This window comes from Mycolicibacterium insubricum, assembly GCF_010731615.1.
GTDB lineage: Bacteria > Actinomycetota > Actinomycetes > Mycobacteriales > Mycobacteriaceae > Mycobacterium > Mycobacterium insubricum.
On the sequence record NZ_AP022618.1, the window covers coordinates 4243282 to 4266120 of the forward strand.

Here is a 22839-nt window from a genome sequence, read left to right on the forward strand (position 1 = left end):
CTATTTGAGCAGTTTGCTCATCCGCCGGTCGGCGAGGATCTTGCCGCCGGTCTGGCACGTCGGGCAGTACTGGAACGACTTGTCGGCGAAGGACACCTCGCGGACGGTGTCCCCGCACACCGGGCAGGGCAGGCCGGCACGGGCGTGCACCTGCAGCCCGGATCGCTTCTCCCCCTTCAGGGTGGCGGCGCGCTGTCCGACCAGGCGGGTGACGGCGTCGGTGAGCACCGTGGTCATCGCCGAGTGCAGCGCGGCGACCTGGCCGTCGTCGAGCTTGCCGGCGGTCGCGAACGGCGACAGCCGGGCCGCGTGCAGGATCTCGTCGCTGTAGGCGTTGCCGATTCCCGCGATGACCTTCTGGTCGGTGAGCACGGTCTTGATCCGGCCGGTGTTGCCGGCCAGCGCGGCGGCCAGCTCCGCCTCCGAGAGCGCCAAGGCGTCGGGGCCGAGGGCGGCGATGCCGGGAATTGAACCCGGGTCCTCGACCAGCCAGACGGCCAGCCGCTTCTGGGTGCCCGCCTCGGTGAGGTCGAATCCGGGCGCCTCGCCGGGGGTGCCCAAGTGCACCCGCAGGGCGATGGGCCCGCGGCCCGGTTTGGGTGGGGCGGCCGGCAGCTGGTCGGACCACCGCAGCCAGCCGGCCCGCGACAGGTGGGTGATCAGATAGTGATCGCCGGCCACCAGTCCGAGGTATTTGCCCCACCGGCGGGCGTCGGTGACCTCGGCGCCGTACAGCGCAGTGACCGGTGGGTCGAAGGTCTTGAGCACCGACAGCGCGGCGACGTCGATCCGGCCGATGGGGCGCCCGACGGCGTGGCTGCGCAGGTGGGCGGCCAGCGCCTCGATCTCGGGGAGTTCTGGCATGAAGTAATTCTGCGCCCGTCAGGCACGCAACAGGTAGGTGTCCATGATCCAGCCGTGCCGGGCGCGGGCGGCCGCGCGCATCTCCGCGATGTGCGCCCCCACCTCGCCCACGGTGCCGGCGGCCAGCAACTCGTCGGGGGTGCCCAGGTAGGCGCCCCACCAGATGCGGGTCTCTGGCGCGCAGCGCAGGAAACTGCAGTCGGCGTCGAGCATCACCACCGCCGACCCGGTCAGGCCACCGTCGCGCAGCTGCCGGCCGGTGGTGATCAGCACGGGTTCGCCGACGTCGTTGAGCGGGATGCGGTGCCGGGCGGTCAGTGCCTGGACGGCGGTGATGCCGGGGATGACGTCGTAGTCGAACTCGACGTGGCCGCGGACCCGGTCCAGGATCCGCAGGGTGCTGTCGTAGAGCGACGGGTCGCCCCAGGCCAGGAACGCGCCGACGTCGTCGGGCCCGAGTTCGGTTTCGACGGCGTCAGCCCAGACTCGGGCGCGGGCGTCGTGCCAGTCGGCGACCGCGTCGGTGTAGCCCGGTTCGTCGGCGGCGACCCGGCGCCGCGGCGGGTCGGCGAGTTCGACGAAGCGGTAGCCGGGCTTGGTGATGAACCGCTCGCACACCGCTCGGCGCAGCGCCACCAGGTCGGTTTTGGCGTCTCCTTTGTCCATCGCGAAGAACACGGCGGTGTCGTTGAGCGCGGTGACGGCCTGCGCGGTGACATAGTCGAGATCACCGGCCCCGATGCCGATGACATGGATTTTCCGCATCCCGGCACGCTATCTCGGCAGGCCCCGGAAAGGTCCGGCGCGGGTGAGTGTCACGATCGGAAATATCCGGTACCGCCGGTATTGACAACTTCAATAACCGGTTTTACTTTTGGTCTAGAACGTGTAATTCGCTGACTGAGAAGGGCGTTCGGAGATGACTCGCGCCATCGCCACCACAGCCACAGGTCCGGCCGCGTCGACCAGGTCCCGGGAAGAGGTTGCCCAGCGACTGCTGAAGGGCTCGGTCCGCAAGTCGTATGCGCCCGTCGTCGACATCGACTGGGACGCCCCGATCGAACCGGACATGTTCTTCCTGCCGCCGGAGCTGATCAGCATCTACGGCACCGATCTGTGGCACTCGCTGAGCCGCGAGCAGCAGATCGAGCTGTCCCGTCAGGAACTGGTCAACGTGCTCTCGGCCGGCATCTGGTTCGAGAACATCCTGAACCAGGCGCTGCTGCGCGACCTGATGCACCGCAACCCGACGGCGGCCAGCTCGCACTACAAACTCACCGAGCTCGGCGACGAGACTCGGCACATGGTGATGTTCGGCAAGACCATCGACCGCATCGGTGGCGTGCCGGTGCGGCCGCGGCTGTACCAGCGGATGATCATCAACCTGCTGCCGCTGACCTTCCGCGGCCCGATCCTGTGGGGCGCGGCGCTGGTCGGCGAGGAGATCTTCGACGCCCTGCAGCGCCAGATCCTGGAGGGCGCCGATGTGCAGCCGATCGTGTTGCGGCTCATGCGCATCCACGTCACCGAGGAAGCCCGCCACATCCAGTTCGCCCGCGACGATCTGCGCAAGACCGCCCCGGCGATGCCGTGGTATCGGCGGATCCTGGTGGCCAACCTGCACGGCGTCGGCGGCCCGTTCTACCGCTTCCTGTTCACCCACCCGGCCATCTATGTCCGGGCCGGGTTGGAACCCCGGGAAGCCCGCCGCATCGCCCGCGCCAACCCCCGATTCCGGCAGTCCTGCCGCAGGGCCGCAGAACCGCTGACCGATTTCTTCACCGAGATCGGCCTGATGGGCCGGCTGAGCCGGCGGATGTGGCGACGGGCCGGCTTTCTGTGAGTTATCTGCTGATCGGCGCGGCGCCGCTGGCCGGGCTGCCCGGTGAGCCGGTGGCGATCCTCGACGGCACCGACCGACCGCGGTTCGACAACACCACCAACACCTGGTCGGCCACGCTGCCCGACGGACGGGTGGTCACCGCCGCCCTGGTGGTGGACGCCAGAGCCGGTGACGATCCGGCGATCGCCGTGCACGCGCTGCCCAACTGGTTCCGCATCCAGGGGCCGGACACCGAGGCGCAGACCCGGGTGGTGGCGCGCTGCCTGAACCTCGTCGAGCGCAGCGGTATCGGCCGGATCGAAGCCCGCTCGCGGGTCCGGGCCCGGCGCTGGTACCCGGGCGGGCTGGCCCGGCGTTTCTACCTGACCGGCACCGAAACCGTCGAGGACGAGGTGTACGACGGGCCCGCGACCCTCACCCTGACCGACCGAGAGATCTCCACCCGGATCCGGCTGACCGGCCACCTGCACCCCGTCGACGGCCGGTTCCATTGGCAGGGCAGCGTTTTCGATACGACGGCCATCGACCGCGCCGGACCCGTGCGGCTGACCATCGGCGAGACCACCGTCGATGCCAAGCTGACCGAACGCACCGCCCAGGGCATGTTCATGATCGTCGGCTCGGGCCCCCCGCCGTATCCGCTGGTCCGGGGAGGGTCCTCGGCGATACCGGTTTAACTCCACTGCGCAACGTCGTTTGCTCATGACGCAGACACAAACTAGAACGTGTTCTAATATCGACCCATGCGTTTTACTTTCGCCGAGTCCATGACCGATCCGGCCCACTACATCCCGTTGGCACAGGCGGCCGAGGCGGCCGGTTACCACGGCATGACCATCGCCGACAGCGTCGCCTACCCCTTCGAATCCGACGCCACCTACCCCTACACGCCCGACGGGAACCGCGAATTTCTCGACGGCAAGGAGATGCCCGAGGCGTTCGTGCTGGCCTCGGCACTCTCGGCGGTGACCAGCACGCTGCGGCTGAACTTCTTCGTCCTCAAGCTGCCGATCCGCCCGCCGGCCCTGGTCGCCAAGCAGGCCGGATCGGTGGCCGCGATGTTCGGCAACCGGCTGGGCCTGGGTGTGGGCACCAGCCCGTGGCCCGAGGACTACGACCTGATGGGCGTGCCGTTCGCCCGCCGCGGCAAGCGGATGGACGAGTGCATCGACATCATCCGCGGCCTGACCACCGGGGAGTACTTCGAATACCACGGCGAGTTCTACGACATCGCCAAGACCAAGATGAGCCCGGCTCCCAGCCGGCCGATCCCGATTCTGATCGGCGGGCACGCCGACGCCGCGCTGCGCCGCGCGGCACGCAACGACGGCTGGATGCACGGCGGCGGCGGAGCCGAGGAACTCGACACCCTGCTGGCCACGCTGGCCCGCTACCGCGCCGAGTCCGGCCGCACCGGCGACTTCGAGGTGCACGTGATCTCGATGGATGCCTACACGCCCGACGGCATCAAGCGGCTGGAGGACAAGGGCGTCACCGACGTCATCGTGGGGTTCCGGCTGCCCTACATCATCGGCCCGGACACCGAACCGCTGCAGACCAAGATCGACAACCTCAACAAGTTCGCCGACCGGGTGATCGCGAAGGTCTGAACCTCAGGGTGGGATGGTTCGGCTCCGGCTTCCCCTCGGCTCCGCCGCCACTCGCTGCGCTCGCATCGGCTCCGCCGAGCCTCGCCGAACCTCACGCCTCGAGCACGACGTCGACGGGACTCAGGTCCGGGCGCAGGCCGCGCCAGCTGGGATGGCGCAGCAGGCCGTCGGCGGTGCGATGGGCGTAGCGGACCTCACCGACGACCGCCGGTGCCGTGAACACCGCCGCGGCCTCGGGTACCGGCCCGGAGAACGGGGACTCCCCGCTGCGATGCTCGGCGAGAAGTGTTGTCAGCCTGCGCAGTTCGGCATCGTCGAAACCGGTGCCGACCTTCCCCAGGTAGGTCAGCCCGCCGGTGCTGGGCACGCCGGTCAGCAATGCTCCGAAGGTGTTCGACCGCGCGCCGCGCCCGGGCACCCAGCCGCCGATCACCACCGCCTGGGTCAGCCAGTTCTTGTCCTTGACCCACAGTGGTGAGCGCCGGCCGGGTTGGTACACCGAGGTGCGGTCCTTGGCGACGACGCCCTCGAAGCCCTGCTGTCGGGAGAACTCCAGCGCCGCGGCGCCGGTGGCGGCGTCGATCAGCGGTGGCACCGTCAGGCCGGTGGCCTGCCCCAGCGCCTCCAGTACCCGGCGGCGATCGGCGTAGGGCACCCGCAGCAGTGAGCGCCCGTCGAGCACCAGGACGTCGAACGCCCAGAACTCGACGCGGGCGCCGGGGTTGCGCAGTGCCGAAAAGTCGCTGCGCCCGGCCTGATCGGTGGCCACCACCTCGCCGTCGAGGATGACCCGGTGCCCGGCCAAAAGCGGCGCCAGGGATTGCAGCGCCGGGAACTCGGCGGTGACCTCGCGGCCGCTGCGCGAACGCAGCCGGACCTCGTCGCCGTCGACACCGACCAGCAGCCGGTGCCCATCCCATTTGCCCTCGAACGCCCAGCGGCCACCGTCGAACTCCGAGACTTCCCCGACGGTGGCCAGCATCGGTTTGAGCTCGGCTAGATCCGGTGTCGCACCGGGCTGATCCTTCATCCGGTGCGCCAGCCACTGGTTGCCGCCGGTGCGGATCAGCGCGTAGCGCCCCGATATCCGCTGCCCGTGCAGCACCACGATGACCTCACCACGCTCGGGGGTGTCGATGAACTTCTCGGTGTCGTAGGTGCCGGAGTCCCAGATGCTGACCGTGCCCGCACCGTATTCGCCCTTGGGGATGACCCCGGCGAAACTGCCGTATTCCAGGGGATGGTCCTCGGTGCGCACCGCCAGGTGGTTGACCGACGGGGTGTCGGGCAGATTCTTGGGCACCGCCCAGGACACCAGCACGCCGTCACGCTCCAGCCGGAAGTCGTAGTGCAGCCGACGGGCGTGGTGTTCTTGGATGACGAAGGTGTTCCCATCGGCCGGATTCGGGGCGTCGCTGGGCACCGGCTCGGGGGTGCGGGCCGGGTCGCGCATGCTGCGGTAGGTGGTCAGCCGGTCGGCGGCGCGGACCTCGTCGTCCATACCGGCGAGCAGATCACCCTCTGCGCCAACGCGATCCAGTATCTCGTCGAACCGGAGCTGGCGCAGCGACGACGGGTCGTCGAGTTCGGCCCAGGTCCGGGGCGCGGCGACGGTGGGCTGGTCCACGCCGCGCAGGGCGTACGGTGCGACGGTGGTCTTGGCGGCGCTGTTCTGGCTCCAGTCGACCAGCACCCGCCCGGTCCGGGCGGTCTTGGCCATGGACGCGGTGACCGTCGCGGGCATGTCCTTCTCCAGTTGCAGCGCAATGCGTTTGGCCAGGGTGCTGGCACCGCGGGAGCTGACGGGCTTGTCCAGCGGCGCGTACAGGTGCACGCCGGCGCTGCCGCTGGTCAGCGGATAGGCCGTCAGCCCAATCGATTCCAGCAACACTCGGATCGCCCGGGCCACCGCGCAGAGCTGCGCCATGCCGACGCCCGGTCCGGGGTCGAGGTCGAAGATCAGCCGGGTCGCGGGACCGGGCAGCACCCGGCCGGCGTCGGCGATAAACCGCCACTGCGGGACGTGCACCTCCAGCGCCGCCTGCTGGCCGATCCAGGCCAGCGCCGCCGTCGAATCCAGGATCGGGTAGGTGGTGAACCGGGAGTGATGCGGAACCCGGGCGCGGGCCAGCCAGTCGGGTGCGGAGTCGGCCAGTTGCTTTTCGAAGAACGCGGGTTCGGCGACGCCGTTGGGCCAGCGCTTGCGGGTGGCCGGCCGGCCCGCCACGTGCGGCAGCATCACCTCGGCGATCCGCACGTAGTAGTCGAAGACCTCGGCCTTGGTGGTCCCGGTGGCCGGATAGAGCACCTTGTCCGGGTTGGTCAGGGTGACCAGCGGGTGATCCGGCGGCCAGCATCGCAGCTGCCCGGGCGCGTCCATTCCGCCAACGTATACCCGAATTCGCGCATACTGGCAGAATGCGGTCCATCTGGAAGGGCGCCATCTCGTTCGGTCTGGTCAACGTGCCGGTGAAGCTGTATGCCGCCACCGAGGACCACGACCTGAAGTTCCACCAGGTACACGCCGAGGACCACGGGCGCATCCGGTACAAGCGGGTGTGCGAGCTGTGCGGCGCGGTGGTGGACTTCCGCGACATCGCCCGCGCGTACACCGACGACGAGGGCCGCTCGGTGGTCATCACCGACGAGGACCTCGCCACGCTGCCGGTGGAACACAACCGGGAGATCGAGGTGCTCCAGTTCGTCCCAGCCGCCGAGATCGACCCGATGCTCTATGACCGCTCCTACTATCTGGAACCCGACAGCAAGTCGACCAAATCCTATGTGCTGCTTGCCCGTACCCTCGACGAGACGGACCGGGTGGCGATCGCGGCGTTCGCGTTGCGCAACAAGACCCGGCTGGCAGTGCTGCGGGTGCGGGATCTGGGCAAGCGCCCGGTCATGGTGGTGCAGACGCTGCTGTGGCCCGACGAGATCCGCGACCCGGACTTCCCCACCCTGGACACCCCCGCCGAGATCAAGCCGGCCGAGCTGACCATGGCCGCCCAGCTGGTCGAGTCGATGGTCGACGATTTCGAACCGCATCGCTTCCGCGACGACTACCAGGATCAGCTCCACGACCTGGTCGAGGCCAAACTGCAAGGAGAACAAGCCTTTTCCGCCGAATCGCCGGACACCGCACCGGAAGCCCCCGATGATGTATCCGACCTGCTGGCCAAACTCGAGGCCAGCATCCAAGCGCGTAAGGCCGGTGGCAACTGATGATCCTGGACCGTTTCCGCCTCGATGACCGGGTGGCCGTGGTGACCGGAGCGGGGCGCGGCCTCGGCGCGGGCATCGCGCTGGCCTTCGCCGAGGCCGGCGCCGACGTGCTGATCGCCGCGCGCACCCGCGATCAGCTGGAGGAGGTCGCCGCGCTGATCGCGGCCACCGGCCGTCACGCGCACATCGTGGTGGCCGATCTCGCGCACGCCGACGCGACCGCGGCGCTGGCCGCCGAGGCCGTCGCCGCGTTCGGCCGACTCGACATTGTGGTCAACAACGTCGGCGGCACCATGCCCGGGCCGCTACTGAACACCGACGTCAAGGCCATGCGGGATGCGTTCGCCTTCAACGTCGGAACCGCGCATGCGCTGACCACCGCGGCGGTTCCGCTGATGCTGGAGTACGCCGGCGGCGGATCGATCATCAACATCACCTCGACGATGGGCCGGCTGTCCGGACGGGGGTTCGCCGCCTACGGCACCGCCAAGGCCGCGCTCGCCCATTACACCCGGCTGGCCGCGGCCGACCTGTGCCCGCGGATCCGGGTCAACGCCATCGCCCCGGGCTCCATGCTCACCTCGGCGCTGGAGATCGTGTCCGGCAACGAGGCCCTGCGCACCCCGATGGAACAGGCCACCCCGCTGCGCCGGCTGGGCACCGCCGAGGACGTCGCGGCCGCCGCGGTGTACCTGGCGTCCGACGCCGGGTCGTACCTGACCGGCAAGGTCCTCGAGGTCGACGGCGGCCTCACCTCGCCCAACCTGGACCTGCCGCTACCCGATCTGTAGCAAGATCGATCGGTATGACACTGCGGGTAGCCCAAATCGGAACCGGGAACGTCGGCCGGCACGCCCTGGCGGCGTTGATCACCCACCCCGACTACGAGCTGACCGGGGTGTGGGTGTCCTCGGACGCCAAGGCGGGCCGCGACGCCGGGGACCTGGCCGGCCTCGATGTGCACACCGGGGTGCAGGCGGTGACCGACCTCGACGAGATCCTGGCCGCCAAGCCCGACTGCGTGGTCTACACCGCGCTGGCCGATCACCGGCTGCCCGAGGCGCTGGAGGACTACCGGCGCATCCTGGCCGCCGGGGTCAACGCCGTCGGCACCGGGCCGGTGTTCCTGCAGTACCCGTGGGACGTCATTCCCGACGAGCTGATCACCCCGCTGACCGACGCCATGGCGGCGGGAGGCTCCAGCCTGTTCGTCGGCGGCATCGACCCCGGTTTCGCCAACGACGTGCTGCCGCTGGCGCTGGCCGGAAATTGCCAGAGCATCGAGCAGGTCCGGTGCATGGAGATCGTTGACTACGCCACCTATGACTCCGCGACGGTGATGTTCGACGTGATGGGATTCGGCCGCCCGCTCGACGAGATCCCGCTGCTGCTGATGCCCGGCGTGCTGAGCATGGCGTGGGGGTCGGTGGTCCGGCAGCTGGCCGCCGGGCTGGGGCTCACGCTCGACGGGCTCGAGGAGATGTACCTGCGCGAACCGGCGCCGGAGGATTTCGACATCGCCGCCGGGCACATCCCGGCCGGCAGCGCCGCCGCGCTGCGGTTCGAGGTGATCGGCTTGGTCGACGGCGCCCCGGCCGTCGTCCTCGAGCACGTCACCCGGCTGCGGGAGGATCTGTGCCCGCACTGGCCGCAGCCCGCGCAGCCGGGCGGGTCGTACCGGATCGAGATCACCGGGGAGCCGTCGTACGCGCTGGATCTGTGCCTGGGCAGCACCCGCGGGGACCACAACCACGCCGGGCTGGTCGCCACCGCGATGCGGGTGGTCAATGCGATTCCCGCGGTGGTCGCCGCGGAGCCCGGCCTGAGGACGACATTGGACCTACCATTGATAGCAGGGGTCGGGCGCTACGCTGCGCCGTAGGCGTCCACCCGACCAAGTGAAAGGCACGGCCATGAAACTGCAGTTGAAAGCCTGTTCGGGGGTGTTGCTGGCGGCCGCCGCCGCGACGGCGATCGCACTGGCACCGAGCGCCTCGGCGGGCCCGTGTGAGGTGACCGGCGCCGGTGGCGGCATGGAGGGCGGACAGACCACGGTCTGTGAGTCACCCGGCAACGTCCAGATCGACTCCCGTCCCTCGGTGTACCCGACCGAACAGTTCGGCGGCATGTTCCCCTGGGATGACGGCATGTTTGTGATGTAGCTGCGTCCCGTTTCCGCCCCCCACGGCCCCGGTGCCGCGGGGGGCGGTAACTTTTCTCCCGGTGACCCCCAATCCGACATCGCCGCGCGCGCGCCGCGGGCCCCGGCTGCCTGCCCTCTATCTGCTGGGGCCGGCGTTCGTGGCGGCGATCGCCTACGTCGATCCGGGCAATGTCGCGGCCAACGTCAGCGCGGGGTCCCAGTTCGGTTTCCTGCTGCTGTGGGTGATCGTGGTGGCCAACGTGATGGCCGGCCTGGTGCAGTACCTGTCGGCCAAACTCGGCCTGGTGACCGGCACCACCCTGCCGGAGGCGATCGCTGCGCGCAGCGGCACCGCGGCCCGGATCGGGTTCTGGGCGCAGGCCGAGCTGGTGGCGGTGGCCACCGATCTGGCAGAGGTGGTCGGCGGCGCGCTGGCGTTGTACCTGCTGTTCGGGCTGCCCCTGCTGGCCGGCGGCGTCGTCACCGGAGCGGTGTCGCTGCTGTTGCTGGTGGTGCAGGACCGTCGCGGTCAGCGGACCTTCGAGCGGGTGATCAGCGGGTTGCTGCTGGTGATCGCGATCGGCTTCCTGTCCAGCCTGTTCGTCGACCCGCCCGCGCCGGCGGACATGGCATCCGGCCTGGTTCCCCGGTTCGACGGCCTCGAGTCCATCCTGCTGGCCGCCGCGATCCTGGGCGCGACGGTGATGCCGCACGCGGTGTACCTGCACTCCGGGCTGGTGATCGACCGGCACGGCCGGTTCGAGCCCGGGCCGAAGCGGACCCGGCTGCTGGCCGCCACCCGCTGGGACGTGGTGCTGGCGATGCTGATCGCCGGCGCGGTGAACATCGCCATGCTGCTGGTGGCCGCGACCCATCTGCAGGGGCGTCCGGACACCGACTCCATCGAGGGCGCCTACGCCGCGGTTCGTGACTCACTCGGCCCGACGGTGGCGCTGCTGTTCGCCGTCGGCCTGCTGGCCTCGGGCCTGGCGTCGAGTTCGATCGGCGCCTACGCCGGCGCGATGATCATGGACGGCATGCTGAAAGTGTCTGTGCCGCTTCTGGTCAGACGGTTCGTGACGCTACTGCCGGCGATCGTTGTGCTGGCCCTGCACGTCGATCCCAGCCGCGCGCTGGTGCTCTCGCAAGTGGCGCTGTCGTTCGGCATCCCGTTCGCGGTGCTGCCGTTGATCCGTTTGACCAGCGACCGCGCCCTGATGGGCGACGACGTCAACCACCGGATCAGCACCGTTCTCGGCTGGCTGGTGGCGATCGTCATCTCGGTGCTGAACCTGGTGCTCGTCTACCAAACCTTCGCCGGTTGAGCCACGCGTAACATCGGCGCCGTGAGCAAGGACTTCCGTTTCGGTGTCGGCTTGCGCGCAGTGCGCTCGTTACGGGAGTGGACCGAATCGGTCCGCCGCTGCGAGGACCTCGGGTACGACGTGCTCAACGTGCCCGACCACCTCGGGGCGATCGCGCCGTTCCCCGCACTGGCCGCGGCGGCGGCGGTCACCAACCGCATCCGGTTGGGCACCTTCGTGCTCAACGCCTGCTTCTACAAGCCGGCGCTGCTCGCCCGCGACGCCGCCGACCTGGCCATCCTCAGCGACGGCCGGTTGGACCTCGGCCTGGGCGCCGGCTACGTCGCCGAGGAGTTCACAGCCGCGGAGCTGCCGTTCCCCCCGGCGGGGGCCCGGGTCGACTACCTCGAGCACGTCGCCGATCACCTGCGCCGAGAGCTGCCCGAACTGCCGCTGCTGATCGCCGGCAACGGTCCTCGGGTACTGACCGTTGCGGCCCGGCACGCCCAGTTGATCGGCCTGACCGGCTCCGATGAGGCTCCCGGCCTGGCCGGCCGCATCGGCTGGGTCCGCGAGGCGGCCGGCGAACGGTTTGACGATCTGGTGCTGAATCTGGCGATTACCGCCGTACCGACCGATTCGTCAGGGTTGGCAAACCTATCTTTGACTCGGCGGTTCTCACCGGGACGCACCGACGAGCAGCTGCTGGCGATGCCCAGCGTACTGTCCGGGTCACCCGCGGAAATGGCCGATAACCTGCGCGGATACCGTGACCGATACGGCCTGACCTACTTCACCGTGCAGGGTGAGCACGCCGCGGCATTCGCCCCGGTGATCGAAATTCTCCGCTAACTTTTTCGGTGGGTTTTGTGCGCCGAATCGTGATTTCGGCACGGTGTGATTGCGCGCACGTATTCGACAATTAACCTGAAGTTGTGGCACCGTTTGATTACACGGATCGATCGGAGGCCCTTCGATGAGCGATTTTGTCAACAAGGCCGTGACCTGGGTACGGACCGGCTACCCCGCCGAGGCACCACGCCACGGCTACCTGCCCCTGCTGGCACTGGCGCCCCGGCGCCCAACGCCGAACTTCTAGAATCTGCGGCCGTACCCGGCCCCCGGATCACTCACCGCTCAACCCGAACGACGGTTTTCCCGACGCCGCCGCCGCTATACATCTGCGCGCAGGCGTCGGGGATCTCGTCGAACGCAATGATCGACGACGGGGCGACCGGCAGCCGGCCCTGCCGGTACCAACCGAACAGCGTCGCGAAATTCGCGTGGTTCATCTGCGGGTCCCGGACCGCCGACATCCCGAACGCCACCCCGATCATCGAGATGGATTTGATCAGCGCGTAGTTGGCCGGCATCACCGGGATCCCGCCCGCCGCGAAGCCGATGACCAGGTATCGGCCGTTCCAGGCCAGGCACCGGCGCGCCTGCTCGAACAGCGCCCCGCCGACGGGATCGAACAGCACGTCGACACCGTCGCCGCCGGTCACCGTCATCACCTGCTCGCGCAGATCGTGCTTGCCGTAGTTGACGGCCTCGGTGGCGCCGAAGCCCTGGGCGAACGCGCACTTCTGCGCGCTGGACGCCGCGGCAATCACCCGGGCGCCCATCATGGACGCCACGGCGACCGCCGCGCTGCCGCAACCGCCGGCCGCGCCGAGTACCAGCACGGTCTCCCCCGGCTGGATCTGGCCGCGCTGCCGCAGCGCGTGCATCGCCGTCCCGTAGACCATGCCGAAGCCGGCGGCCTCCTCGAAGCTCATCTCGTCGGGGATCACGTGGACCTGCTGGGCGGCCGGATCCACCACGATCTGGTCGGCGAAGGCGCCCAGACCGCCGATGGTCAGCACCCGGTCCCCCACCGTCAGCCCGGTAACACCGGGACCGACCTCCACGATCACCCCGGCGGCCTCGCTGCCCGGAACGAACGGCGGCTCCACCTGCAGCTGGTACTTGCCGCGGGTGATCAACGTGTCCGGGTAGTTCAACGACACCGCGTGAATCGCGATGCGAACCCGGCCGGGACCGCATTCGGGTTCCGGGAGTTCGCGCAGTTCCAGACCGGCTTCACCGGTGAGGCTGGTTGCCACCCAGGCCTTCATCTTCTCGCTCCGTCCGTTCACGGGTACGTCCCGCCGCGCCGCCGATGGACGCGACCCCGAGCCAGTGGGCTGCGACTCGGGCACTACCGGACACCAACCATGCGGCACCGGCACGCCTCCCGTCGCCGAAACCGGTGGAATCTAAGAGGGTTTCTATAAAAACGCCCGCACCGATCGGATACTGCGCGACGGCGCAGACGTTTGCTTGACCGGGCACCCACGCCGCGTTACGTTCCCGGAAATAATTGTCACGTTCAGCGATTGGCGGGTCATGTTCACGCTTCGATTCGACATGCGGGCCCCACAGATCGGCGCCCCGGCGACCGACCTCTACGCGGCGGCGCTGGGCATGTGCGCGTGGGCCGAGACCCGGGGCTGTATTGCGGCCGTCATCTGCGAGCACCACGTCTCCGAGGACGGCTATCTGCCCACGCCGACCGTCCTGGCGTCGGCGATCGCCGCCCGCACGCAGCGGCTGGCGCTGAACCTGGTGGTCATCCTGCCGTTCTACGACCCGGTCCGGCTCGCCGAGGAGATGGTGGTCCTCGACATCATCAGCAAGGGCCGGGCGTCGTATGTGTTCGGCCTCGGGTACCGGCCCGAGGAGTACGAGCTGTTCGGGCTGGACATCACCGCGCGCGGGCGCATCGCGGACCGCAACCTCGGTGTGCTCCGGCCCCTGGTGGCCGGCCGAGAAGCCGAGATCGACGGCCGGCGGGTGCAGATCACGCCGGCGCCGCACACGCCCGGCGGCCCCATGATGATGTGGGGCGGTGGGTCGATGGCGGCTGCCCGGCGCGCCGGGCGTTATGGGCTGCCCCTGCTCGCGCAGACCAACCTGCCCGGCATGCGGGAGGCTTACGAGGCCGCCTGCCGCGAGCACGGCAACCCCGTCGGCTTCGCCTTGCTGCCGGCCCGTGACACCCCGTCGGTGATGTTCGTGGCCGATGACGTGGACGCCGCCTGGCAGGAACTGGGTCCGCATCTGCTGCACGACGCCAGCACCTACGCGGGGTGGAATCCGGGCAACCAGACCTCGGCCGGGTTCACCCACGTCGAGACGATCGAAGAACTCCGCGCAACGTCCCGGTCACACCGGATCCTCAGCGTCGACGAGACCGTCGCGCATCTGCGGGCCGGCGGCATGCTGAACCTGTCACCGCTGTGCGGCGGGACGCCTCCGGAGATCGCCTGGCCGTATCTGCAGCGGGTGGTCGACGAGGTGCTGCCCGCGGTTTCCGGGTAGCCAAGACGGCCGTGCGAAGGTTCCCGGGTCTGGCATGGTTGAGAGCGTGGCGACGATGTCCGCGATCACCAAACGCTATGCGGGACAGCTTCGCCGAAGCCCGGCCGCGCCCCAATTCCGCGGTTTCGCCGCTCGCCGACTACCATGAGGCATCCCTATGGGTGTTCCACCTGTTGCGATCCGTCGCACGCCCCCGTAGCTCAGGGGATAGAGCACGGCTCTCCTAAAGCCGGTGTCGCATGTTCGAATCATGCCGGGGGCACGAAATCTGCACGACCTCGGCTGATGCTTGACGTTTTCCCTTCGGCCGACGCCCGCCGGTGTTTCGGCCACCCGCGCCCGCCGGTTACAGACCCATCTGGCGGGCGATGATCATCAGCTGGACTTCCGTTGTGCCCTCGCCGATCTCCAGGATCTTGCTGTCGCGGTAGTGGCGCGCGACGGCGTATTCGTTCATGAACCCGTAGCCGCCGTGGATCTGGGTGGCGTCGCGGGCATTGTCCATGGCGGCCTCGCTGGCCACCAGCTTGGCCACCGCGGCCTCGGTCTTGAACGGCTTGCCGGCCAGCATCAGGGCCGCGGCGTCGTAGTAGGCGGTGCGGGCGGCCTGGGCGCGAACCTGCATGCGGGCCAGCTTGAACTCGATGGCCTGGTATTTGCCGATCGGCCGGCCGAACGCCGAGCGTTCCTTGGCGTAGCGCACGCTCTCGTCGACGCAGCCCTGCGCGACCCCCACCGACAGCGCCGCGATCGCGATCCGGCCCTCGTCGAGAATGCGCAGGAAGTTCGCGTAGCCGCGGCCGCGTTCGCCGAGCAGGTTCTCCTCGGGTACCCGGACGTCGTCGAAACTCAGCGGGTGGGTGTCCGACGCGTTCCAGCCGACCTTGTCGTAGGCGGGTCCGGCGGTGAATCCCTTGGTCGGCACCGGAACCAGGATCGAGGAGATCTCCGGCCGGTCCGGGGTTCCGCCGGTCACCGCGGTGACGGTCACCAGGCGGGTGATGTCGGTGCCGGAGTTGGTGATGAACTGCTTGGAGCCGTTGATCACCCAGTGCCCGTCGTCGAGGCGGGCGGTGGTCTTGGTGGCCCCGGCGTCGCTGCCGCCGCCGGCCTCCGTCAGCCCGAACGCACCCAGCGCGGTACCGCTGGTCAGCAGCGGCAGCCACTGCTGCTTCTGGTCCTCGTTGCCGAACCGGTAGATCGGCATCGCGCCGAGGGATACCCCGGCTTCCAGGGTGATGGCGACACTCTGGTCGACCTTGCCGAGTTCCTCCAGCGCCAAACACAGCGCGAAGTAGTCACCACCCATGCCGCCGTAGGACTCGGGGAACGGCAGGCCGAACAGTCCCATCTCGGCCATCCCGGCGACCACCTCGTACGGGAAGCTGTGCTCGGCATCGTGTTTGGCCGCGACCGGGGCGACGACGGATTGAGCGAAGTCGCGGACGGTGCGGGCGAGCTGCGCGTACTCGTCGGGCAGGTTTCCGGTGGACAGATAGTCAGGCATTGGTCGCTTCCTCGCTGGTGGTGTCTGTGCTGGTGGTGTCTGTTGCGCTGATGCGGGCCAGCGGTTGGCCCACCTTGACCTGGTCCCCCACCGCGACGAGCACCTCGGCCACCCCGTCGACCGGTGCGGTCAGCGAGTGCTCCATCTTCATCGCCTCGACGACGACGACGACCGCACCGGCGCTCAGCCGGTCGCCGGTCGCCGCGTTGACGGCCACCACGCTGCCGGGCATCGGGCTGACCAGTTCGGCGTCGCCGCTGTGCTCGTCGTCAGGGCGCACGGGTGCTTCCCGAACCTCCTCCAGGCGCACGACGCCCCGCGGCCCGGCCAGCCAGATCCGGTGATCGTCGACCGCGACTCGGTACCCGACGCGCAGTCCACCGATCGTCACGGTCAACCGGTCTCCGTCGAGTTCGGCTGCCAGCGTGCGCTTTTCGCCGTCCTCCACGTTTGCCGTCGCCGATTCCGGGGTTCCGGTGATGCGGACGTGTTCGGTGCGGTCGTGTGCCTGCAGCCGGGTCACGGTCGGCGCGTGCGCTCCGACGCGCCAGCCGTTGGGCCGGGTCCATAGGTCATCGGCGCTGCCGGCCCAGTACTGCAGCCAACGATGTGCCGCGGCCGCCACGAATTCGTCGTCGGAGGTCTGCGGCGGCGCGTAGTCCGCCAGCCGCCGGTCCAGCAGCCCGGTGTCCAGGCGGCCCGCGGCCACGTCGTCGTCGTGCAGCAGGAACCGCAGGAAGTCGACGTTGGTGACCACCCCGAGCACCTCGGTGTCGGCGAGCGCGGTGTCGAGCCCGGCGAGCGCCGCCGCCCGATCGGGGCCGTGCGCGATGATCTTGGCGAGCATCGGGTCGTAGTCGCTGCCCACCACGGTGCCGGCGCGAATCCCGGAGTCCACCCGGACGTCCTTGCCTGCGGGCTCGGCCAGGTCCAAAACCGTCCCGCCGGTGGGCAGGAACCCGTTGCCGGGATCCTCCGCGTACACGCGCGCCTCGATGGCGTGCCCGTCGAGCACGATGTCGTCCTGGGTGGCGGTGAGCTGCTCGCCGGCGGCGATCCGGACCTGCCATTCCACCAGGTCCCATCCGGTGACCATCTCGGTCACCGGGTGTTCCACCTGCAGCCGGGTGTTCATCTCCATGAAGAAGAATTCATCGGGCGCGTCGGCGGAGACGATGAACTCGACGGTGCCCGCGCCGACATAGTCGACGCTGCGCGCGGTGTCGCAGGCCGCCTTGCCGATCCGCGCCCGGGTTTCGGGGTCCAGCAGCGCCGACGGCGCCTCCTCGATGACCTTCTGGTGGCGGCGCTGCAGGCTGCATTCCCGCTCGCCCAGATGCAACACGTTGCCGTGACGATCGGCCAGCACCTGAACCTCGATGTGACGCGGGCGCAGCACGAACCGTTCCAGGAACAGGGTGTCGTCGCCGAACGCCGCCGCGGATTCACGACGGGCACCGAGGAGTGCGGCGGGCAACTCGCTGGGCTCGGTGACCAGTCGCATGCCCTTGCCGCCACCGCCGGCGGACGGTTTGACCAGGACCGGGTAGCCGATCTCGGTGGCCGCGGCGATCAGCTCGGCATCGGTCAGGCCGGGGCGCGCAATGCCCGGCACCACCGGCACATTGAAGCCCGACACCACGTCCTTGGCGGTGATCTTGTCACCCATGGTGGCGATCGCCGCGGCCGGCGGACCGATGAAGGTGATGCCCGCCTCGGCCAGTGCCGCCGCGAATTCGGCGTTCTCCGAAAGGAATCCGTACCCGGGATGGACGGCCCGCGCGCCGGTGCGCCGTGCCGCGTCGACGACGGCGGGGATATTCAGGTAGCTCTGCCGGGCCGGGGCCGGGCCGAGCAGCACCGCGGTGTCGGCCTCGGCGACGTGCCGGGCACCGGCGTCGGCCTCGCTGTAGACCGCCACCGACCGGATGCCCAGCCGGCGTAGGGTGCGGATCACCCGGACGGCGATCTCGCCGCGGTTGGCGATCAGGACGGTATCGAAAAGTGCGTTGCTCACCGGTTCCTCACATCCTGAACACGCCGTAGGACACCGGTTCCACCGGTGCGTTTCCGGCGGCCGAAAGGGCCAGGCCCAAAACGGTTCTGGTGTCGGCCGGGTCGATGACGCCGTCGTCCCACAACCGGGCGGTCGAGTAGTACGGGTTGCCCTGGCCCTCGTACTGGGCACGAATCTGCGCCTTGAAGGCCTCTTCCTGCTCGGCGGTCATGTCGCCGCGAACGGTGGCCAGTACCGAGGCGGCCTGCTCGCCGCCCATCACCGAGATCCGGGCGTTGGGCCACATCCACAGGAATCTCGGCGAGTACGCCCGCCCGCACATCGAGTAGTTGCCCGCGCCGTAGGAACCGCCGATCACCACGGTGAACTTGGGCACCCGCGCGCAGGCGACCGCGGTCACCATCTTGGCGCCGTGCTTGGCGATGCCGCCGGCCTCGTAGTCCCGGCCCACCATGAAGCCGGTGATGTTCTGCAGGAAGACCAGCGGCACCAGGCGTTTGTCGCACAGTTCGATGAAATGCGCGCCCTTCTGCGCGGATTCGCCGAACAGCACACCGTTGTTGGCGATGATCCCGACGGGATGCCCGTGGATCCGGGCGAACCCGGTAACCAGAGTGGTGCCGTATTCGGCCTTGAACTCGCTGAATTCGCCGCCGTCGACGATCCGGGTGATGACCTCGTGCACGTCGTAGGGCACCCGGGCGTCCACCGGAACCACGTCGTAGAGCTCGCTCTGGTCGGCGACCGAGTCGATCGTCTCGGCCACCTCCCACGGGCACGGGTTGCGCGGTCCCAGGGTCGCCACGATGCGCCGCACGATCCGCAGTGCGTCGCGGTCGTCGTGGGCCAGATGGTCGGCGACGCCGGAGACCTTCGAGTGCAGGTCACCGCCGCCGAGGTCCTCGGCGGTCACGATCTCGCCGGTGGCCGCCTTCACCAATGGTGGCCCGCCCAGGAAGATGGTGCCCTGGTTGCGCACGATGATCGCCTCGTCGCTCATCGCCGGGACGTAGGCACCACCGGCGGTACACGATCCGAGGACCGCCGCGATCTGGGCAATACCGGCCGCGCTCATCCTGGCCTGGTTGTAGAAGATCCGGCCGAAGTGCTCGCGGTCCGGGAACACCTCGTCCTGACGGGGCAGGAACGCCCCACCGGAATCCACCAGGTAGATGCACGGCAGACTGTTCTGCCAGGCGATTTCCTGAGCGCGCAGGTGCTTCTTGACGGTGACCGGGTAGTAGGTCCCGCCCTTCACCGTCGCGTCGTTGGCGACGATCATGCACTCCCGCCCGGACACCCGGCCGATCCCGGCGATCATGCCCGCGCCGGGGCACTCGTCGTCGTACATGCCGCCGGCGGCCAGCGGGGCGATCTCCAGCAGCGGGCTGCCCGGGTCCAGCAGACCGTCCACCCGGTCGCGCGGCAGCAGTTTCCCGCGCCCGACGTGGCGTTCCCGGGAGCGCTCGGACCCACCGCGCGCGGCGGTGGCCAGCTTCGCCCGCAATTGCTCCACCAGCTGCAGATGCTGCTCGCGGTTCGACGTACCGGATGCCATTGCCGCCCGCCCTCAAGTCAGTTAATGATCACTAACTCGTGGTAGGTTAATATCGATTAACCGAAATGTCCAGGTGTGATTTCGGAGGTCGCGATGCCCGGCGCAGCACCCATGCCGACGACGCGCAGCCGACTCAAGTCGGATCGCCGCGCGCAGCTGCTGGCCGCCGCCGAACGGCAGTTCGCCGAACGCGGATTCCTGGCCGTGCGGCTGGAGGACATCGGTGCGGCCGCCGAGGTCAGCGGCCCGGCCATCTACCGCCACTTCCCCAACAAGGAAGCCCTCCTCGTCGAGCTGCTGCAGGAGATCAGCGCCCGACTGCTGGCCGGCGGCAATGCCGTGGTCGCCGAGACCGCCCGGGACCCGGCCGCCGCGCTCGACGGCCTGATCGACTTCCACCTCGACTTCACCCTCGGCGAACCCGACCTGATCCGCATCCAGGACCGCGACCTGGCCAACCTGCCCCCGGCGGCGCTGCGCCAGGTGCGCAAGAGCCAACGGCAGTACGTGGAGATCTGGGTCGGCGTCCTGCGCGACCTCAACCGCGGCCTGGCCGAGGACAAGGCCCGGCTGATGGCACACGCCGCCTTCGGCCTGATGAACTCCACGCCCTACAGCGCGACACCGGCCGGCGGCAGGCCGTCCGCGGCGGAATCCCGGGCGGTGCTGCGGGCCATGACTGTCGCCGCGCTGCACGCGAACACCCGAGCCTGACCCCGACGCCGCGGCCGGCCCGCCGGGTCAGAACGCCAGGGAGTATCCGGGCGGGAGGATCACGATCGGGTTGCCGCCCTCGGGGACCAGCGGGTCCTCCCCGCTCTCATACGGCACCGATGCCGGGGCGGTATCGGTGTGGGACTTCGACGCACCCGTGCAGTTCGCGCTGTGCGCGCACCGCCCGGTGTCCGCGTGCGAGACGGCGACGCCGGGGGCCACGACGGTCAGGCCGCCGACCGCCAGTGCCGTCGCCAGCCAGAAGGTGATTCGCTTCATACTCGTCCTCGGTGACTTCGGGGATTCTCCGGACCCCTCCACCTTCGCGATCACCGGCCGCCCGGTCATCGCCGCTGGCCGCACACCGGCGGTACGGCTAGCCGCTATTCGCCCATTGGGTAAGCGGCAGCTCGGCGGCCACCGTGGTGCCGTCCCCGCGGGGACTGGTCACCCGCAGTCGCCCGCCGAGCGCCGCGACCCGGTCGGCCAGACCGACCAGGCCCGAGCCGCCGCGGGCATCGGCGCCCCCGGCGCCGTCATCGGTCACCCGCAGCCGCAGCCACCCGTCGCGCGTCTCCGCGCGCACCGCCACCGCCTCGGCCCGGGCATGCTTGGCGGCGTTGGTCAGCGACTCGGCCACCACGTAGTAGGCGGCCAGCTCGACCGGCGCGGGCAGGGTTCCGGCGATGTCGGAGGTCAGGTCCACCGGAACCGCCGAACGACGGGCCAGCGTCCGCAGCGCCGGCGCCAAACCCCCGGCCAGCACCGCGGGATGGATGCCCCGGGAAAACTCCCGCAGGTCCTCGGACACCTCGGACAGCCCGGCGACAATCCGAGCCAGTTGATCGGCCAGCCCGTCGTCGTCGACGGCGGCCATCTCGGCCGCCAGCCGGGCATCGAGCTTCACCGATTCCAGGCGCTGCTGGGCACCGTCGTGCAGATCGCGCTCCAGCCTCCGCCGGGCAGCGTCGGCCGCCGTGACGATCCGAGTCCGCGACGCCTGCAGTTCGTCGTAGCTGGCCTGCAGCGCCCCGGCCCGCGCCCGGGCCAGCCGCGCCAGCAGGTAGGCCGTCACCGCCACCAGAACCAGGCCCAGGTGGCTGACCAGATGGGCCGCTTCGATGTGGAAGAGCTGCCCGCTGCTGTCGAATCCCCGCACCCAGTCGAAGGCCACCGCGGACAGCACCGCGGCCCCCAGCGCCATCGGCAACGACCAGAAGGTGGCCACGACCAGCACCCCCGGCACGTAGACCGCGCCGAGGCGCTCGGCTGGATCCAGCTGGGTGAGCACCGCCACGGCCGCGGTCTCGGCGACCAGGAATGCCGCCAGCACCACCAATCCCCATGTGGCCGAAGGCGTTCCGTGCGTCAGCCACCGGACACGGGTGAATTCATCGGTTATCCAACCGGTTTCATTCATCTCGCGCCGCCGGCCGGATTTCTGCGTCGGGTGGATTTTCACCGCATCCTCGACAGTCACCTTCACCTCCACCGCAATTGCGGCAATTCCGCTGCATCGAGAGTAGTCACACGGACCTGAGAGAATCGTCAATCCTTGTCGGACAACAACCTTGAGATCCGCTGTGAGGTCTTTGGAGCGATGCTGTGACGGTCCGCGAGTGGCTACCGTGGAAGACCTATGAGTGCCGAGAAGCCGACGGCGGCCGTCGCCGACGATGACGCGCTGTACCGCGCGGGAGTGGTCAGCGTGCTCGAGCGGTCCGGCTACGACGTCGTCGGTCAGGCCGCCGATCCCCAGGAGTTACTGCGCATCGTCGCCGACACCGGGCCACAGGTCGCCGTCGTCGACATCCGGATGCCACCCACCCACACCACCGAGGGTCTACAGGCCGCGTTGACGATCCGCGAGCGGTGGCCGTCCACGGCGGTGCTGGTGCTCTCGGCGCACCTGGACACCGAGTTCGCCCTGCAGCTGGTGTCCGGCGCCGGAGGCCTCGGGTACCTGCTCAAGAGCCGGGTCGCCGCGGTCGAGGACTTCTGCGAGGCGCTGGCGCGGCTGGCCCGCGGGTCGACGGTGCTGGACCCTGCCGTGGTGGCCGAGCTGGTCAACACCCGCCGCCGGGTCGACCCGCTGGCCGAGTTGACCCAGCGGGAGCGGGAGGTGCTAGCGCTGATCGCCGAGGGCCGCTCCAACGCCGGCATCGGCCGCGCGCTGTGGATCACCGAGAGCACGGTGGAAAAGCACGTACGACGGGTGATGACGAAGTTGGACCTGCCCGACGGCGAGGACGACCATCGCCGGGTGCTCGCGGCGATCGCGTTCCTGTCGGATGCGGTCAGGCCCTGAGCAGCTCCTGGATCGCACCGACCGACAACGCCGACTTGGCCACGAAACCCCGAGCCGGGCTGGCGGCGATCCGTTCGGCGAGGTCGGTCTCCGGGGCCGTCGAGGTGAGGATCACCGCGGTGCCGGAGGCCAGTTCACGCGCCAGGTCGAAACCACTCTCGGCGCCCAGGTGCACGTCCACCAGGGTGACCTCGGGGTGCAGCTCGTCTACCGAGGCCCGCGCGTCGGCGCTGTTGGATGCCATACCAACGATGTCGGCGCCACCGAACTCCAGCAGCCGGCGGGCGGACTCGCGGAAGGCCCGGCTGTCGTCGACGATCACGCAGCGCACCAGGCTCCTCCTCAAGTCGGTGCCCCGATTCTGGCCGCCGGTGGGCGAAATTGCA

General features: G+C 69.4%; 22 protein-coding genes, 1 tRNA gene and 1 pseudogene. 14 read left to right on the top strand and 10 right to left on the bottom strand.

Features of this window, described 5'->3' with window-relative positions; translation table 11 throughout:
• Together G6N16_RS19920 and cobF are read right to left on the bottom strand one after the other, a co-directional pair.
• Positions 1-864, bottom strand: coding sequence for a DNA-formamidopyrimidine glycosylase family protein (locus tag G6N16_RS19920; protein WP_083031221.1), 864 nt, complete (start codon positions 862-864; stop codon positions 1-3).
• Between the two features lie 18 nt (positions 865-882).
• Positions 883-1629, bottom strand: coding sequence for a precorrin-6A synthase (deacetylating) (cobF, locus tag G6N16_RS19925; RefSeq protein WP_083031223.1), 747 nt, complete (start codon positions 1627-1629; stop codon positions 883-885).
• Between the two features lie 154 nt (positions 1630-1783).
• On the opposite strand from cobF, the gene G6N16_RS19930 reads away from it, so the two are divergent.
• The 3 genes from G6N16_RS19930 to G6N16_RS19940 all read left to right on the top strand — a co-directional run bounded on the left by G6N16_RS19930 (position 1784) and on the right by G6N16_RS19940 (position 4317).
• Positions 1784-2707: an AurF N-oxygenase family protein gene (locus G6N16_RS19930; RefSeq protein WP_083031224.1), complete on the top strand. Its 924-nt coding sequence runs from the start codon at positions 1784-1786 to the stop codon at positions 2705-2707.
• Complete coding sequence (locus tag G6N16_RS19935) at positions 2704-3384, top strand: DUF4873 domain-containing protein (RefSeq protein WP_163787933.1); 681 nt, start codon at positions 2704-2706, stop codon at positions 3382-3384. The genes G6N16_RS19930 and G6N16_RS19935 overlap by 4 nt, the downstream gene beginning before the upstream one ends.
• Before the next feature lie 66 nt (positions 3385-3450).
• Positions 3451-4317, top strand: a complete 867-nt coding sequence (locus G6N16_RS19940) for a TIGR03619 family F420-dependent LLM class oxidoreductase (protein ID WP_083031227.1) — start codon at positions 3451-3453, stop codon at positions 4315-4317.
• Positions 4318-4408: 91 nt separating this feature from the next.
• Here the strand turns inward: G6N16_RS19940 and G6N16_RS19945 are convergent, their stop codons facing one another.
• Positions 4409-6697 carry an ATP-dependent DNA ligase gene (locus tag G6N16_RS19945; protein WP_083031229.1) on the bottom strand — a complete coding sequence of 763 codons (2289 nt, stop codon included), beginning with the start codon at positions 6695-6697 and terminating at the stop codon, positions 4409-4411.
• Between the two features lie 38 nt (positions 6698-6735).
• Here G6N16_RS19945 and ku point away from each other — a divergent pair.
• The 7 genes and pseudogenes from ku to G6N16_RS19980 form a co-directional block, all read left to right on the top strand.
• Positions 6736-7533: pseudogene (gene ku, locus G6N16_RS19950) on the top strand (non-homologous end joining protein Ku); the annotation flags it as partial.
• Positions 7534-7538: 5 nt separating this feature from the next.
• Positions 7539-8330, top strand: a complete 792-nt coding sequence (locus G6N16_RS19955; RefSeq protein ID WP_083031231.1) for an SDR family oxidoreductase — start codon at positions 7539-7541, stop codon at positions 8328-8330.
• Between the two features lie 14 nt (positions 8331-8344).
• On the top strand, positions 8345-9421 hold the full coding sequence (locus tag G6N16_RS19960; protein ID WP_083031233.1) for an NAD(P)H-dependent amine dehydrogenase family protein: 1077 nt from the start codon (positions 8345-8347) through the stop codon (positions 9419-9421).
• Between the two features lie 31 nt (positions 9422-9452).
• Positions 9453-9701: a hypothetical protein gene (locus G6N16_RS19965; protein ID WP_083031235.1), complete on the top strand. Its 249-nt coding sequence runs from the start codon at positions 9453-9455 to the stop codon at positions 9699-9701.
• A gap of 61 nt (positions 9702-9762) precedes the next feature.
• On the top strand, positions 9763-11007 hold the full coding sequence (locus G6N16_RS19970; protein ID WP_234805860.1) for an Nramp family divalent metal transporter: 1245 nt from the start codon (positions 9763-9765) through the stop codon (positions 11005-11007).
• Between the two features lie 21 nt (positions 11008-11028).
• Positions 11029-11838 carry a TIGR03621 family F420-dependent LLM class oxidoreductase gene (locus G6N16_RS19975; RefSeq protein ID WP_083031236.1) on the top strand — a complete coding sequence of 270 codons (810 nt, stop codon included), beginning with the start codon at positions 11029-11031 and terminating at the stop codon, positions 11836-11838.
• 124 nt (positions 11839-11962) lie between these two features.
• Positions 11963-12085 (top strand): DUF3349 domain-containing protein, encoded by a 123-nt coding sequence (locus tag G6N16_RS19980; RefSeq protein ID WP_083031238.1) that lies wholly within the window; start codon positions 11963-11965, stop codon positions 12083-12085.
• Positions 12086-12116: 31 nt separating this feature from the next.
• Here the strand turns inward: G6N16_RS19980 and G6N16_RS19985 are convergent, their stop codons facing one another.
• Positions 12117-13124 carry an NADPH:quinone oxidoreductase family protein gene (locus tag G6N16_RS19985; RefSeq protein ID WP_110810857.1) on the bottom strand — a complete coding sequence of 336 codons (1008 nt, stop codon included), beginning with the start codon at positions 13122-13124 and terminating at the stop codon, positions 12117-12119.
• Between the two features lie 250 nt (positions 13125-13374).
• Between G6N16_RS19985 and G6N16_RS19990 the strand changes: the two genes are divergently transcribed.
• Both G6N16_RS19990 and G6N16_RS19995 read left to right on the top strand, forming a co-directional pair.
• Positions 13375-14349 carry an LLM class flavin-dependent oxidoreductase gene (locus G6N16_RS19990; RefSeq protein WP_083031239.1) on the top strand — a complete coding sequence of 325 codons (975 nt, stop codon included), beginning with the start codon at positions 13375-13377 and terminating at the stop codon, positions 14347-14349.
• Between the two features lie 189 nt (positions 14350-14538).
• Positions 14539-14611 (top strand) — tRNA-Arg (locus tag G6N16_RS19995).
• 84 nt (positions 14612-14695) lie between these two features.
• Here the strand turns inward: G6N16_RS19995 and G6N16_RS20000 are convergent.
• The 3 genes from G6N16_RS20000 to G6N16_RS20010 are packed head-to-tail and all read right to left on the bottom strand — an operon-like array spanning position 14696 to position 19431.
• On the bottom strand, positions 14696-15856 hold the full coding sequence (locus tag G6N16_RS20000; RefSeq protein ID WP_083031241.1) for an acyl-CoA dehydrogenase family protein: 1161 nt from the start codon (positions 15854-15856) through the stop codon (positions 14696-14698).
• The gene (locus G6N16_RS20005) at positions 15849-17873 is read right to left on the bottom strand and encodes an acetyl/propionyl/methylcrotonyl-CoA carboxylase subunit alpha (RefSeq protein WP_083031243.1); all 2025 of its coding nucleotides are present in this window, start codon (positions 17871-17873) and stop codon (positions 15849-15851) included. The genes G6N16_RS20000 and G6N16_RS20005 overlap by 8 nt, the downstream gene beginning before the upstream one ends.
• Positions 17874-17880: 7 nt before the next feature.
• Positions 17881-19431: a carboxyl transferase domain-containing protein gene (locus G6N16_RS20010; protein WP_083031245.1), complete on the bottom strand. Its 1551-nt coding sequence runs from the start codon at positions 19429-19431 to the stop codon at positions 17881-17883.
• A 93-nt stretch (positions 19432-19524) separates the two neighbouring features.
• Between G6N16_RS20010 and G6N16_RS20015 the strand changes: the two genes are divergently transcribed.
• A complete protein-coding gene (locus G6N16_RS20015) occupies positions 19525-20145 on the top strand; it encodes an SACE_7040 family transcriptional regulator (protein WP_083031279.1) in 621 nt (206 codons plus the stop codon).
• Positions 20146-20172: 27 nt separating this feature from the next.
• On the opposite strand, the gene G6N16_RS20020 is transcribed toward G6N16_RS20015, so the two are convergent.
• A complete protein-coding gene (locus G6N16_RS20020) occupies positions 20173-20424 on the bottom strand; it encodes a hypothetical protein (protein WP_083031246.1) in 252 nt (83 codons plus the stop codon).
• Between the two features lie 97 nt (positions 20425-20521).
• Positions 20522-21478 carry an ATP-binding protein gene (locus tag G6N16_RS20025; RefSeq protein ID WP_234805861.1) on the bottom strand — a complete coding sequence of 319 codons (957 nt, stop codon included), beginning with the start codon at positions 21476-21478 and terminating at the stop codon, positions 20522-20524.
• A 306-nt stretch (positions 21479-21784) separates the two neighbouring features.
• On the opposite strand from G6N16_RS20025, the gene G6N16_RS20030 reads away from it, so the two are divergent.
• Positions 21785-22453 (top strand): response regulator transcription factor, encoded by a 669-nt coding sequence (locus G6N16_RS20030; protein WP_083031248.1) that lies wholly within the window; start codon positions 21785-21787, stop codon positions 22451-22453.
• On the opposite strand, the gene G6N16_RS20035 is transcribed toward G6N16_RS20030, so the two are convergent.
• Positions 22443-22784 (bottom strand): response regulator, encoded by a 342-nt coding sequence (locus tag G6N16_RS20035; protein ID WP_234805862.1) that lies wholly within the window; start codon positions 22782-22784, stop codon positions 22443-22445. The genes G6N16_RS20030 and G6N16_RS20035 overlap by 11 nt on opposite strands.
• Between the last annotated feature and the right edge of the window lie 55 nt (positions 22785-22839).